Here is a 15,188-nt window from a genome sequence, read left to right on the forward strand (position 1 = left end):
AAGCCGCTTTTTCTATTTATACCACTTCCATTTCTGGAATTTTGACACTTAACAGCTCTTCTTTATAGAAAGTAAGTAGATATTGATTCTTATCATTTTCAGAAGAAATAGTCGTTGAAAATAAGGTTCGATAGTAGTCAATTCCCTCTCCTAAATTCTTTTTGAATGCATTCCATTTTTTAATTTGACCCGCCGTAATCTCTTCAGATACTCCTTTGATTTCATTTTTTAGATAATCGATATACATCGTCAATTCTTTGACAAACATATTCGGCCGATTTGTTGTGGTCAATACGTCAGCATTCCCGTAAATGTGTTGCACCATTTTAGAAAGTGATACTTCCTGATCAAAATAAGCCATATTGGGTCCGGGACAAATAACAACCCCTTGCGCCTGCCCTTTGATTTTCATGTCATTCTCTAAATAAGAAGCATTGGCCAAACCTACACAAAGACAAGATTTCTCGGTAATTTTGGTTTTTGCGTTTTCAAACATTTCTACTGTCAAAGTCTCTTTCTTACTATCCAATTCCTCCAATTTCAAATCCTGGAATTTCTTGGAAGCAGAACAGATTCCTTTTGCCCCATATTCTTTGCTTAACGCCAAAAATTTCTTCGGGCAGGAGCTTCCTGCGTTGCTTTCCTGAATTCTTTTTAGTTTCAATAGTTCATTAGTTGTGCCTTTCAAAGTATTAAAAGGAATTCCCAAAGGAGAAATATGACTCAAATACAAGTCTTCTTCTTTGGCTTTCGCCAATAACTTACGGGTCTCTTTATCAACCGAAGTCGCTTCAGGAACTAATAAAAAAGGTGAACCCCAACCCACAGAATCCACTTGATAGTAGTCCAACAAAAAGTTATGTTCTGCAGCTGTTCCTACCCCACCTTGAACAGTGATTTTTAATTCTAATGGATGCTCAGGAACATGTTTTCCTTTTTGCCCTAAGGCCTTCACCATTAGTTCGTGCGCCGATTGGATCAATTGGTCTTTTTTTTGTTTGAACTCTTCTAAAATAGGTCCCAAAAGATGCCCTTCGGTCGCAAAAGCGTGACCTCCGCAGTTCAGCCCTGATTCGATTCGGTATTCAGAAACCCAAAGTCCTTTTTTAGCCAAAAAATTCCCTTGAATCATAGCCGAACGGAAATCACTCACTTTGAGAATAATTTTCTTGTTTAATTTATTCTCAAAATCCGGGAAAAACACATCAAAATTTTCAAAATAGCTATACAATCTTGGATTCATCCCCGCAGAAAGTACCACCGAAGAAGTCAATGAACTGTTAGCAAAACCACGAAGAGAGGCATGGGCATCATTAAATTCCGTTGACAATTGCTCGTCTTTAATAAAATTGTCCTTGTCTACTTTAGTCATGATATTGACGTCAATCTCACCAGCTATCAGATTGTTTTCAAGAAAACTTTTGATATTGTCTTTAAAGGCAACACCTTCATCGATTAAATGCTGCAAGCCCAGTTTTATCTCAGACTTGTTAGGCAACATCGCGATGTAATTTTCTAAAGCTAATTTACTTTCAGCCAGTTCGTTTTTGAAATTCTCGAATTTATCTTTTACGATTTTGTCTACCAAATTCAAATAAGAAGTAATACGTTCCGCACGGTAATCCTGTATTTTTTGAGTTATTTCCTGGTAAGGCAAATTAAATTTAGTGCTGTAAAAGGCATTCATTTTTTCAATTAAATCATCATCTATAATCGAAATTACAGAGGAGATTCCATACTTCGCCACCCTAATCGGACTGTCAATCGTATATGCCAGTCCCATTACAGGGATATGAAAAGTATGTAAGGGTTTAGTTGTTGTTGTCATTCGTCAAATTTTATCTATTGTAATAGACCGCAAATTTCATAAATGCAAACCGTTAAAAAGCTGATAATTATCATTTTATTAAAGTAAAAAAGAGATGACTTTTGCGTTAGTATGCTAAAAATAAGCCAATGTCCCTTTACTAAACATCCAGTTAATTATGTCGATCGATGTTAATTTAATTTTCCCCAGAGTGCAGTCGCAACAAAAGATAAAAAAAATGAAATCGCTATTCATGAAGGAGCAGCGGCTTATTTTTACTATCAAAATATTGACGGCGGTATGACTGTGCAACTCCAACATTAAAGCTAACGAATTCACACAAGATCATTTTTGTGATGGAGAAAGATTTAGCGAATCGCCCCTGTTCATTGATGGAAAGTGTCCTTCAATGCAGTTACAATTCTGGACAGCGACATTCTAAAATTATCAAAAAAGGATTTATCGTAAGATTGTGTTGAAAAAAAAGAAATCTTTTGTGAAATTAAGTCATGCTTTGGTGTCATAATATTGAGATAATACTTCTTCCTAAAAGAGAGATTGAATAATAATATCTAAAGTTCGAAAAATAGTACAATTACAATACTTATTCAAAAATACTTATAAACAAAAAAGCAATACCGATTCTATAGAATTAGTATTGCTTTTTTTATTTTAGAAACTAGGTAATCTCAAAATTCCTATAAAGTATAATTTAAGTTTACACTCCATCTATAATTAGCCTCTATATTGCCACTTGATAAATTTTGATTGATGGGAAGCATTGCATTAATTCCCAACGAAAGTTTGTCTTTTCCTACTTCAAGACCAAACTTGCTAAAAAGAATATCTCCAGCTGTATTTATAACCTTTTCACCATATTGCTTGTTCGTTTCATAGACTTCGCCTGCAAAACCAACTTGCGGAACCAGCTGTACCGTTTTCAAGTCTAAAAGATAGAAGAAAGTACTTCCGTAATTCAATTGGTTACCAAATTGGTACTTCTTAGAATTCTCTGTTTTGATGTTGTAATTTATCATACTATTCAGTCCTAAATTTTCTTTCTTGATCATATATTCGGTAACAAAAAGATAATCCCAGCTTCCGGTTCCCAATTGAAAACTTTGATTAACTGTACCTAAATTATTAGATTCTTCAAATTTTCCTGTGGGCATTTTCACACCACCGCCTATTTGTATATTATGAGTAAAAACAGCACTATCCTTTTGTGTCTTATACACAGAATAGGTTGCCATAAGGGTAATGTCCCCCAGACCGCTGATTTTTTCAGTTCCAGTAGTTAATTCTCTATTATGAAAATGATACGGAATCAAAGCGGCGATTTGGATTTTTTCGTTAACAGGAATTTTAGTCCAAATTTGAGTCGTATTAAAGTTTTCGTCAATCCATGGCGAATTAGCAAAAATCCCATCTCTACTAGAGTAACTTTGATTGAAGTATCGAATACCAATAAAGTTACTATTCAGCATCGAACTGAATCCCATACTTCCTCCGCTGGCAGAACATCCGCAAGCATCACAGTCAAAATCCATGGCGGCATCGAGTTGCATTTTCTGGAAAGTAAATCCAGAAATACTATCTTTTACAGGAGCAGCTTTAACAAATTGAATGGATAAAAAAGTAAGTAGGCTTATTATTATTGTATTTTTCATTGTAATTAAAATTCTGAAAATCGTTTATCAGTAAGATATTGATTGTCGGTTAATGTTTTTAGAAATGCTATTAGCTGTACTTTCTCCGTTTCAGAAAGTGCGATTCCCAATTTTCCATTTTGTTTTAAAATAGGATCTAATGTTGCTGAATCAACAACTCCAGAACTGTAGTGATTAAGCACTGCCTCGAGTGTTCCAAAACGACCATCATGCATATACGGTTCAGATACCTCAACATTACGCAAACTAGGTACTTTGAATTTGTAATAATCTTGTCCTTGTTGAGTTACTCTATAACGCCCAACATCATTGATTAATGGATTAATGGCAAGTCCGCTGTTTCTAAAAGCATCATCAGTCATCAGATCTGTTGCATGACAAGAAGCACATTTGGTATTAAATAGCGCATAACCAGCTGCTTCGTCACTAGTAAGCGTTCCTCCTGATTCATTGCGTCTGTAATGATCGAATTTTGAATTAGAAGAAGTCAGCATGACCATAAATTGAGAAAGTGCTTTGAGCATGTTCTCAATAGAAACGGTGCCGTCATCAAAAGAAGCTTTAAAGAGTTCACGGTAGCTTTTATCCCCTTTCATCATGGCAAGAATGGTATTTAAATTACCATTCATTTCTATTTCGCTAGTCAAAGGAATGATGGGTTGCAGGTCTAAATGTGACGAAGCTCCGTCATACATAAAAATACGTTGAAAAGCCATGTTTTGAATAGCGGGCGCATTTCTGGTTCCCAAGGCATTATCTACACCATGACTTACGGTGTGTCCATGATGGGTGAAGGCATTTTCTTGCAGGTGACAAAATCCACAAGATACTAGTCCGTCAGAAGCTAAGCGACCATCATAAAATAGTTTTTTACCGAGCTCAAACCCTTTTTCTGTTGGAGGATTTATAGTAATATCATAGGCTAAATCCGGGAAATTTGAAGGCACTACAAAATTTAATGGTAGATTTACATAGGTGTCATCTTGATCAGAGCAACTAAATACTAACGGAAGGAGTAGCCAAAGAAAATGTTTTATTTTCATGATTTGGAATTTTAAAAGAAGTACAAAAGTGATGGAATAGCCCCGGTTGCAGCGGCATCCTTTTTTTATTTTCAAAAAAAGATACAGCGAAAAACGGGACTCGACTTGTTTAAACCACCACTCCTGTGCTCCTAAAAAATGAAATTAATCGTTATGAACGTGGTCAACAGTAAACATAGTAGCTACGTTTTGAGTGACTAGAGGTAAGTTTGCACCTCCCATAATCATCGCGCCTGTTCCGTTAGGATTATTATCAGAAAGCTTGATTACATTGGTACTATTTAACACTTTAGACAAATCGGTAACGATATGAATTTGAGGCGTAATGTTACTTCTTACTAATGCTTTCGTCTTTAAATCAAGGATAATCGTTGCGTAGTTATAATCTGTTCCTGTTTGTCCGGTATGTACCTTAAACGGTAAAGCAGTCCCTACGGTAGCTGATGTAAAAGTACCTTCAAAAGCTATAAATTTATATCCTGCTGACCAGCTCCACATCATTCCTTCTGCCTGTGCTTTTGCCAAGAAATCAGCTTGTCCTGTTGCTCCCAGCTCCCACTGCGCTTTATCTACTCCAACTCCAAAAGTTACTTTAGTATAGTTCGCCGCAGGCACATTTTTTAAGTCTAAAACATGACTAGTTGCAGTTGCTTCATCTACGATAAAATAGCTGTCGCTTTTAGGATACGTAAAAGTAGTTCCGTCTTCTTTAGTCAAAACTATATTACTGATGATGTATTTTATAGCCGTAATTTTAAGTACTTCATTACTGGCAGTTGTATTTGCTTGTGTTTCAAGAATTAAATCGTTTCCGTTGAAAGAGTTATCAAATTCTAAAGCTACTTTCCCTGTCCCTGAAACTGTTGTTTCATCATTAGAACATGCGGTCAATGCAGCGCTCATAGCTAAAACAGCTACCGCCTTGTATAGTAAATTTTTCATTTCTTTAAGTGTAATTTCTTTTTTATAATTTTTTAAATAAGCTGCGCCAAAAGAACTCCTCATAGGCTTTGGCCAAAGGGAATCAGACGCAAAAAAAATACGATATTGTTAAGAAATGAAAATTGGTGGGTGAAAAACAAAAGAGCTGTCTAAATACGAATACAAATTAGCATAACTGCAATTTAATTCTTGGTTGGTCCCATTTTGAAAAGAGAGAAAATTAAAAGAAGTCGTTTCTGTAACAAAAAGATCTACAAATGGATTTGAACTTTGCTTTTTATCAGAAGAAATGGGTTTGTCATCTTCTGAAGCTTTTGCCAGTTCTTTCATCAAGTGACATTTTCCATTACATTTCAATTCAGGTTTATCTTTATTGATACAAAGTACTTTTGAAATATAATCATAATTGACGGCGTAGTCTATAACCGGAAAGATTGGCTTTAGAAATAAAACGAGAATAATTATGACTGCACACTTTTTCACTTTGCAAAGATAGATTTTCATTTTCAATTTTATGTGATAAATATCACTTTTACTAAACTTATGTTAAGGATTAAACCTTAATCAGCTAAACGCATCTTATACATATAATCCTAAAACAATAGAAATGAAAAAATTAATTATTGCCGCATTATTAGTTGTTAGTATGACTAGTTTTGCACAAGACCGAAAAGACATGCCTAAAAGAGCAGAAATGGAAAAATTTACTCCTGAGCAACGCAACCAGCTGATGTTGAAAAAAATGACACTAGAACTGGACTTGAGCGCAAAACAGCAAGAACAGATGAAAAGTATCATTGCTGAACAAACTGCTAAACGAGAATCTCGCATGAATGAGTGGAAAGCAAATAAAGATACCGATTCAAAACTTTCTTCAGACGAGCGTTTCGCAAGAAAAAGCCAAATGCTTGACGAGCAAATTGCCATGAAAGCCAAAATGAAAACTATCTTATCTGCTGATCAATTTGAAAAATGGGACGCTATGAAAAGTAAACACCACAAAAGAGGATCACACAGAATGCATAAAAAAATGGATCACAAAATGGATCACAAAAAAGAAATGCAGAAATAAAAAAAAACTTCCGGCTTTCGCCGGAAGTTTTTTTGTTTAAAAAGTTTTAGATACTTTATCAATCGCTCGAATCGTAAAGTCTAAATCTTCATAGGTAAGCGCATCCGTAATAAACCAAGTTTCATAAGCCGATGGCGCAATATAAATTCCCTCTTGCAATAATCCGTGAAAGAATTTTTTGAACGTCTCATTGTCTCCATTTGCAGCAGTTTTAAAATCAACTACGGGAGTAGCGTCAAAATGTACTGAAATCATAGATCCAATTCTATTAATCGTGTAAACCACATTATTTGCTTTTAAAACGGCATCAATTCCTTTATGCAAATAAGCTGTTTTCTCCTCTAGTCTTTCAAAAATAGCCGCATCATTATTTAACGCTTGCAACATCGCTAGTCCCGCGGCCATCGCCAAAGGATTTCCTGATAAGGTTCCTGCTTGGTATACGGGTCCTAGTGGCGCGAGATAGTCCATTATTTCTGCACGAGCAGCGAAAGCACCTACGGGTAGCCCGCCACCAATTACTTTTCCGAAACAAATAATATCTGCATCAACATTCAATAATTCCTGCACTCCACCGCGTGCCAATCGGAATCCGGTCATCACCTCGTCAAAAATAAGTAGTATACCATTGTCGGTACAAAGTTGGCGCAAGCCTTCTAAGAAACCGTTATTCGGCGGGATACAACCCATATTTCCTGCAACTGGCTCCACTATTATAGTGGCGATTTCATTTTTATTGGCCTCAATTAAGATCTTTACGCTTTCTAAATCATTGTACTTCGCTAATAAAGTATCTTTAGCTGTTCCGGCAGTTACTCCAGGACTGTTAGGCGATCCAAAAGTTACTGCTCCACTCCCTGCCTGAATCAAAAACGAATCAGAATGTCCGTGGTAACAACCTGCAAATTTTATTATTTTATCTTTCTTTGTATACCCACGAGCTAACCTTACCGCGCTCATGCAGGCTTCTGTACCTGAATTCACAAACCTGATTTTATCAATATTAGGCACCATCGAAACAGCCAAAGCTGCAATTTGTGTTTCCAATTCCGTTGGCATACCAAAAGAAGTACCCAACTTCGCTTTCTCAATTACGGCTTGTACCACCGGTTCAAAAGCATGACCTAAAATCATAGGACCCCAAGAATTAATATAATCAATTAAACGATTTCCATCTTCGTCGTACATATAAGCACCCTTGGCACGTTGCACAAAAATTGGAGTTCCCCCTACTGCTTTGAACGCTCTTACCGGCGAATTTACTCCTCCTGGAATTACCTTTTCTGCTTCAGCAAAAAGCTGACTACTTCTTTGATATAACATGTATAATTTTGATATTTTATTTAAATTATGCTTTTTTCGATTCTAGCTTCTATTATTTCACTTTCAATTTTTGTCCAATTGAAAGGGTATTGGCTGACAGATTATTGATTTGCTTTAATTCAGTAACCAATAAATTATATTTTTTTGATATCGAATACAAAGTATCTCCTTTTTGCACTTCATACAAAGACCTATTCTGATTATCAATAGCCGCTATTCTTGTACGTTGATTTTCAATTGGCACATACTCTTCACCCATAACAATGGCATCATACTGTCCCAAATGGTACCGTTCGATATAGGATATTAACTTGTCTGGGTATTTTGGATCAGTTGCATAACCAGCTCTTCTAAGTCCATTTGCCCATCCCTTATAGTCTACTTTTGACAACTTGAATAAACTTGCATACCTACTCCTACCTGTCAAAAATAAGGCATGATCATTAAACGACTCTGCAGGTTCATAATATTTTCTAAAACATTCCTGACTCGAATCATCATCATGTCTGACCGATTCTCCAGTCCAACCCTCATGGCATTTTATCCCAAAATGATTGTTGGCCCTAATGCATAAATCACCTTTTCCTGCTCCAGATTCCAATATTCCCTGAGCTAAAATAATACTTGCTGGGATTCCGTAAATTCTCATATTACTCATAGCAATATCTTTATACTGAGAAATATACTTGCCTATCACATCAGTCCCAACGTACGTTACCGAGGTTGATTCTATTACTTCATCTTCCCTGTCAACTTGTTCTTGTTCTTTCTTTAGTATCGACTTGACTTCATTTGTCTTTTTGATTGCACGCGCCGCCACTTTTTTTGAACTTGAAGGCACCGCTTTTTTTGTCACTATCACAGGTTTTGTTACATTACAACTCAGTAAGGTAAGTAGTGTAAATACTAGTAGGATTTTTTTAAACATGGGCGTTTATTATTGATAATTGTTTCTTTCTTAATTTTGTATTCATCCCTTCGATTCCCTGAAGTCCACCAGTATGAACCAGCAAAATTTTTGATTCAGCCGGAAAATAATTCTTCTCTATCCTATCCATCACTCCAAAAACCATCTTTCCAGTATAAATAGGATCCAAAGGAATATTATTTTTTTCAAAAAATTGATTGATAAAAGCAACTAAATCCTGATTCACTTTACCATATCCACCAAAATGGTACTCGGTTATTAGCTCCCAATTTTCATCCGGAATCGTGGTTACAAAACTACGAATTTCATCTTTTAAAAAGTCCCCTTTTAAAGCAGGAAATCCTAAAACTTTTTGATGTGGCAATGCACTGTTAATAATTCCAGCTATAGTTCCCCCAGTTCCCACTGAACAACAAATGTAATTAAACTGTTCGTCTTCTTTGGTTAGAATTTCCTGGCAACCTTTTATTGCTAGTTCATTAGTACCGCCCTCTGGAATAAGGTAAAAGTCGCCGTATTGCTGCTTTAAGCTTTCCAAAAATGGAATCTCGCTTTTTAATCGGTAGTCTTCTCTTGAGACAAATTCGAATTGCATACCACAGTCTTGGGCGAATTGCAAGGTTGGGTTAGTCGCTATTTTATCACGCAATTCATCCCCTCGAATAATCCCGATGGTTTTGAATCCATTTTCTTTTCCGGCAAATGCAACTGCGGCAATATGATTTGAATAAGCTCCACCAAAAGTGAGCAGCGTTTCCTGATTCTCCTCTTTTGCCTGAAGCAAATTATACTTTAGCTTTCTAAACTTATTCCCTGAAATAAAAGGATGAATCAAATCTTCACGTTTGATAGTTACCGAAATCGAGTTTGGGAATTTTATAATGAGTCTTTGATTCAAACTGGGTAATTTTTCTCAAAGATAAAACTTAATATAATAAAAATGCAATCGATACCGATTGCATTTAAATTTCACGTCTTAAAAATTAGTTTTTTATGATTATTTTCTTTCCGATGTCAGGATTTTCAGTAGTAATTAATATAACTATATAGATTCCGTCACTTAATCCAGCAGTTGAAAAGCTGTAATCAGTATTAGAACCTAAATCTTTTTTAGTAAAAATCAACTTGCCCACTATATCATATAGATTACAGGCAACCAATTCTTTTTGTTTTGGATTGTTAATAGTTAAATTTTTGGTAGCATTATTTTGGTACATGATAAAATTTGAACTTTCAGCAGAATCAATTCCTAATGTCACTTCTTTCTTAAAAGTAATTTCAAATTGAGTATTATTAACTCCTTCTGGTAATGTTACATCGTAGAAACTATTTTTAATATCATGATAAACATCTAAAATTTTGTCATGTATATAAATATTTTCAGCGTCGGTAAAATTCAGAATTTGATTAACAGTGATTTTATAATTTGCTTCAGCAGTATTTTTAAACCCAATTGCAATTTTCCTATCGACATCAAAATTTAAAGCATTAATAACATATTCATTATCATCCAAAACAAAATAAATATCTGCAGGACCATCACTTGTTGAGATGGCATCCATTGCATGATCAACTCCGTCTGTTGCTTCTGGAATAAATGCTAAAGCAAGTTGACGTACACCTTGACTGTTAAGTAAAGTATTTAATCTGATTTGTGGCGTTGCTTCAACAATTATTTTTGTATAATCAAAACCCGAAACAGATTCAATACCAGATAAATAGATACTACTTTTATTCGTTTTAGAACTATTTAAGTTTTTTTCAAACTGTGAATTATTTACAGCACCTTCTTTAACAAATACTCTATAACTATTTTTCATATTAACAGTTCCATTAGCAGAACCGCCTATCATAAAACCCTGTCCTACAGGACTAAAACGCCTTTCATAATTTGCCCCCATTCCAGTTTGGGTAATTTGATTACCAGATCCATCATAAGAATAAAAGGTTGCAGGAACATAAATACCTACACTATTTAACGCACCTGGCGAAAAAGTCCCATATCCTCCTTTATAGTCGGCTATAAAATGTGAATTTACTGTTTTATCCTGTTCCCAGAAATAAGCGATACCTGTTGAATTAGTTGCATCGGTCAAAAAAGCAGAAAGATCAATTGCTGAAGGATAGGGATTTCCTGTCAAAGTTAATTTTTCAAATAAAACTGGAATCGAAATAGTACCGTCATTCGGTTTTCCCCTAAAATCATATCGCTGTTTGCTTCCTGGGTTATTTTGAACCCCATTTAAACTAGTAGTATTAGTTCCAGAACTACCTTTCATTGTAAAGCCTTCCGCAGCGTTTATTGTAGAAGCAGCGCCTACATAAACCCAATTTGACGAAGCAACAGCTGGTAATTTCCAAATCCAATATGGAGCAATAGCAAAAGGCGAGGCAGTACCATTATAATTATTTGTTGCTAAAATAGTCGGGGCATTACTAGTAGTTAAATCAACAATATCTTTAAGTTGAGTAATCCCAAATGGAGAGTTCCCTGCAGAGGCTAAACTTCCACCCACTGGGGAACACCAGTAATTGTACTGAAAGTTATTAGTAGTTCCTTCTTGAAACACAGACAGACTACCCTCTCCTTTGTTAGAACTTGTTCCTGAAGCCCCTTGTAGCAATTGAGCATCATTCCTAAGATAAAAATTACTGGTTGCAGTATTCAATTCTAAATCCTGTTTTATAAAAACCGCGACATTACTGGAATAAACATAACTACCGTTACTGACATACATTTGACTTTGTACGGGCATTTGAAATAAAAACCCAGCAACTACCAAAAATGATTGTTTAAGTATTTTTGTATTCATATTTATTACGTTTAATTGTTCGAAATCTAATTGTGCTTTGATAGTTCTAATCTACTCGTTTATAAAAAATTGTCCTACGCTTATCCTAAAAGCCAGTAACTTATTTTTTATTACTCTGAATCAAATATAAGATTAAAAATAAAAATTATATCGACAATAAGCATTTAAAATCGACAAACTACATGTATTTTACTAAAATTAAGATATTATCTTACAAATATAAAAAAAACACATCACGTCTAAAAAAATGCTAAAACTCATCGTATTGATTCAAATAACTATTTGACAATCGATCATTATACTCTCATTGATAATAATGAAATACAGATTTAAGTTGTAATGGAAAAGTAGTTTAAGATATGCTGTTGTTTGTAATTAGCTTTTGATAATTACACTCGATGGGGTGCTACCCTATTTATGTAGCAATAAATATTTCGCAAATCTTAGAAGAGATCTGCTTTTCAAATAGTCTAAATTTGTTTCGTTAGTATACGCTTCCCGCTCAAAACTAATATTTCTGTAGGCCAACTCTCTGTTTCTATACTGAACTAATCGAACAAGATACTCCAGAAAGTACCATATAAAAAAAGGAAGTATTAATAATTCTAACTGCTGGCGCAGGTGTATTTTTTCATGATTGAGAAAAACAAGGTTTTCTTTGTCCATAGCATATCGCACGAAAATGAATGGAAAAGTGGTTAATCCACGAAAGCCTTTAGGTACTAGATATTTTGTAACGATCAGAAACATTAGAAAGTAGTTTATAATTTTTCAATTCTATACAAGCAAAGTAATAAAATAAATGGATGGTTTATAAAATACTTCACATAATTCCCTGAAAAGCAATTTTCGCTCTTTTTTAAAAATACAATAAACAAACCAATTACATGATTGATCCTAAAAATGTCTATAGTAAATGATGAAGTTGTTTCTAAAAAATAATCTCCGAAAGAAAAAAAAATTAAAACCACTCCTAACCAACTGTTTTTTTGTTTAAAAAAGTATCCTCTTGTGTAAAACTTATTGATCAAACTAGTTCCCACAAAACAGAGAATAAGCACCACAATTAAATATTTAGCAACAACAAGAGAGATTCGTTATAAAAATTATAAATTTGTAATAATTAAGGAGTTCTTTTTAATGAAATATTCAATAATTTGAATAGGCGACTAAACCGAACCACCACAAATCTATTTACAACAGCATACTTTCAAACATGATTAACGAGAATGATCCAAATAAATTAATCGAAGGAGAAGATTTTTATTACACGCCAGAAGGTTATAGATGCTTTACTGAAAAGCATCACCTAAAAAGAGGGTATTGTTGCAAAAGCGGATGCCGTCACTGCCCCTATGGCTATGACAAAAAAACAGGTACAAACAAAAAGTAGTCATCTTTAACTGCAGTTGTTATAAAACAAAAAAACAAAATGGATATTTGTTCCCAGAAATTTAGAATCAAAATTCACAAATCCTACCATCGGTCGGATATTCGTTATCCCTAGTGATCTCATAACGCTCAGTATACTGACATAAGAAATAGATTCCAAGGAATCTGTTTTAGCGAAAAACCACTTACATAAACTAACGAATTAAAATAAAATGAATTTTCAAGAACAAATCCAACAAGGAATCCCTACAATACTACCTCAACAAAAACCGTATGAGGTAGCTATCAATCACGCGCCAAAACGAAAAGAAATCCTTTCAGCTGACGAAAAAAAACTAGCTTTAAAAAATGCTTTGCGTTATTTTGAACCGCAACATCATGCCGAATTAATACAAGAGTTTCGTCAGGAGCTGGAAACCTACGGTCGTATTTACATGTACCGCTTTCGCCCGGATTATGAAATGCGAGCGCGTACAATTAATGAATACCCTGGAAAATGTGAGCAAGCAAAAGCCATAATGTTGATGATTCAAAACAATCTGGATTATGCAGTAGCACAGCATCCTCATGAATTAATCACCTATGGTGGCAACGGAGCTGTTTTTCAAAACTGGGCACAGTACCTATTGACAATGAAATACCTGTCAGAAATGACAGACGAGCAAACATTAACCATGTATTCCGGTCATCCTATGGGATTATTTCCTTCTCATAAAGAAGCGCCAAGAGTAGTTGTAACTAACGGAATGGTAATTCCTAATTATTCTCAGCCAGATGATTGGGAAAAAATGAACGCCTTAGGCGTGTCACAATATGGGCAAATGACTGCTGGTAGTTATATGTACATCGGGCCACAAGGAATTGTGCACGGCACAACTATTACGGTACTGAATGCTTTTCGAAAAATAAAACAAAGCCCTACAGGAGGTTTATTTGTTACTTCCGGATTAGGCGGCATGAGTGGCGCCCAACCAAAAGCAGGAAATATCGCAGGTTGCATTACCGTTTGTGCGGAAGTAAATGCCAAAATTACCCACATACGTCACAGCCAAGGTTGGATCAACGAAGTGATCGAAGACATTGATGAATTGGTAAAAAGAGTTGCTTTGGCGAAAGCTAATAAAGAAATTGTATCGATTGCCTACCTTGGAAATGTGGTAGACGTTTGGGAAAAATTTGACGAACAAAACATACACATTGATTTAGGAAGTGACCAAACCTCCTTACATAATCCCTGGGCAGGAGGATATTACCCTGTTGGAATTTCGTTTGAAGAAGCAAATACGATGATGGCAGAAAATCCTGTTTTATTCAAGGAAAAAGTACAAGAAACATTACGTAAACACACTTACGCCATCAATAAACACACTGCCAAAGGAACGTATTTCTTTGATTATGGAAATGCTTTTTTACTAGAAGCTTCTCGCGCTGGAGCGGATATAATGGCAGAAAACGATATAGATTTCAGATATCCAAGTTACGTACAAGATATCATGGGACCCATGTGTTTTGATTACGGATTTGGCCCTTTCCGCTGGGTTTGTGCTTCAGGAAAACCAGAAGATTTACAAAAAACAGATGCCATCGCCTGCCAAGTACTGGAAGAAATGGCAAAAACAGCACCAGTTGAAATTCAGCAACAAATGCAGGATAACATTCAATGGATAAAAGGCGCACAAGATAACAAATTAGTTGTAGGATCTCAAGCTCGTATTTTATATGCCGATGCTGAAGGTCGTGTGAAAATTGCGGAAGCATTTAACCAGGCTATTGCCAAAGGAGATATTGCAACGGTAGTTCTTGGACGGGATCATCATGATGTTTCTGGAACAGATTCACCTTACAGAGAAACTTCTAATATCTACGATGGCTCCCGTTTTACGGCTGATATGGCGATACAAAACGTAATAGGAGACAGTTTTCGTGGAGCTACCTGGGTATCCATTCACAATGGCGGTGGAGTAGGCTGGGGAGAGGTAATAAACGGTGGTTTCGGCATGGTTCTTGATGGTTCTAAAGAAGCTTCAAGACGCTTACAATCAATGCTTTTCTGGGATGTCAACAATGGTATTTCAAGAAGAAGTTGGGCTCGTAACGAAGGAGCTTTATTTGCAATAAAAAGAGCAATGGAAGCAGAACCTTTATTAAAGGTCACGATCCCTAATATTGTTGCAGATAATTTATTGGATTTTTAAAAA

Annotated in this window: 13 protein-coding genes; 3 read left to right on the forward strand and 10 right to left on the reverse strand. The window is 35.4% G+C overall.

What is annotated here, in order from left to right; all coding sequences use genetic code 11:
- Positions 1–16 precede the first annotated feature (16 nt).
- The 5 genes from BMW63_RS03730 to BMW63_RS03750 form a co-directional block, all read right to left on the reverse strand.
- Positions 17–1,828, reverse strand: coding sequence for a hypothetical protein (locus BMW63_RS03730; RefSeq protein ID WP_074721396.1), 1,812 nt, complete (start codon positions 1,826–1,828; stop codon positions 17–19).
- Positions 1,829–2,505: 677 nt separating this feature from the next.
- Complete coding sequence (locus BMW63_RS03735) at positions 2,506–3,477, reverse strand: hypothetical protein (RefSeq protein WP_074721398.1); 972 nt, start codon at positions 3,475–3,477, stop codon at positions 2,506–2,508.
- Between the two features lie 5 nt (positions 3,478–3,482).
- Entirely contained in the window at positions 3,483–4,520 is a 1,038-nt protein-coding gene (locus BMW63_RS03740) for a cytochrome-c peroxidase (protein ID WP_074721400.1), read from the reverse strand.
- A 144-nt stretch (positions 4,521–4,664) separates the two neighbouring features.
- A complete protein-coding gene (locus BMW63_RS03745; protein WP_074722032.1) occupies positions 4,665–5,462 on the reverse strand; it encodes an MbnP family protein in 798 nt (265 codons plus the stop codon).
- A gap of 108 nt (positions 5,463–5,570) precedes the next feature.
- Positions 5,571–5,966 carry a hypothetical protein gene (locus BMW63_RS03750; RefSeq protein WP_074721402.1) on the reverse strand — a complete coding sequence of 132 codons (396 nt, stop codon included), beginning with the start codon at positions 5,964–5,966 and terminating at the stop codon, positions 5,571–5,573.
- Positions 5,967–6,069: 103 nt separating this feature from the next.
- Here BMW63_RS03750 and BMW63_RS03755 point away from each other — a divergent pair, with 103 nt between their 5' ends.
- Entirely contained in the window at positions 6,070–6,534 is a 465-nt protein-coding gene (locus BMW63_RS03755) for a hypothetical protein (RefSeq protein WP_074721404.1), read from the forward strand.
- A gap of 36 nt (positions 6,535–6,570) precedes the next feature.
- Here the strand turns inward: BMW63_RS03755 and hemL are convergent, their stop codons facing one another.
- The 5 genes from hemL to BMW63_RS18330 all read right to left on the reverse strand — a co-directional run bounded on the left by hemL (position 6,571) and on the right by BMW63_RS18330 (position 12,348).
- Positions 6,571–7,857, reverse strand: a complete 1,287-nt coding sequence (gene hemL, locus BMW63_RS03760) for a glutamate-1-semialdehyde 2,1-aminomutase (RefSeq protein ID WP_074721406.1) — start codon at positions 7,855–7,857, stop codon at positions 6,571–6,573.
- Positions 7,858–7,909: 52 nt separating this feature from the next.
- A complete protein-coding gene (locus tag BMW63_RS03765) occupies positions 7,910–8,785 on the reverse strand; it encodes a glucosaminidase domain-containing protein (protein WP_074721408.1) in 876 nt (291 codons plus the stop codon).
- Positions 8,778–9,683 carry a 1-aminocyclopropane-1-carboxylate deaminase/D-cysteine desulfhydrase gene (locus tag BMW63_RS03770; protein WP_074721410.1) on the reverse strand — a complete coding sequence of 302 codons (906 nt, stop codon included), beginning with the start codon at positions 9,681–9,683 and terminating at the stop codon, positions 8,778–8,780. The genes BMW63_RS03765 and BMW63_RS03770 overlap by 8 nt, the downstream gene beginning before the upstream one ends.
- A gap of 85 nt (positions 9,684–9,768) precedes the next feature.
- Positions 9,769–11,598: a T9SS type A sorting domain-containing protein gene (locus BMW63_RS03775; protein ID WP_083380340.1), complete on the reverse strand. Its 1,830-nt coding sequence runs from the start codon at positions 11,596–11,598 to the stop codon at positions 9,769–9,771.
- Between the two features lie 411 nt (positions 11,599–12,009).
- A complete protein-coding gene (locus tag BMW63_RS18330) occupies positions 12,010–12,348 on the reverse strand; it encodes a hypothetical protein (protein ID WP_074721412.1) in 339 nt (112 codons plus the stop codon).
- A 466-nt stretch (positions 12,349–12,814) separates the two neighbouring features.
- Here BMW63_RS18330 and BMW63_RS18080 point away from each other — a divergent pair, with 466 nt between their 5' ends.
- Together BMW63_RS18080 and BMW63_RS03790 are read left to right on the forward strand one after the other, a co-directional pair.
- The gene (locus tag BMW63_RS18080) at positions 12,815–12,991 is read left to right on the forward strand and encodes a C1orf53 family protein (protein ID WP_175460254.1); all 177 of its coding nucleotides are present in this window, start codon (positions 12,815–12,817) and stop codon (positions 12,989–12,991) included.
- A 211-nt stretch (positions 12,992–13,202) separates the two neighbouring features.
- Positions 13,203–15,185: a urocanate hydratase gene (locus BMW63_RS03790; RefSeq protein ID WP_074721416.1), complete on the forward strand. Its 1,983-nt coding sequence runs from the start codon at positions 13,203–13,205 to the stop codon at positions 15,183–15,185.
- Positions 15,186–15,188: the final 3 nt, after the last annotated feature.

The organism is Flavobacterium frigoris, from assembly GCF_900111075.1.
In the GTDB taxonomy this organism is placed as follows: Bacteria; Bacteroidota; Bacteroidia; order Flavobacteriales; family Flavobacteriaceae; genus Flavobacterium; species Flavobacterium frigoris.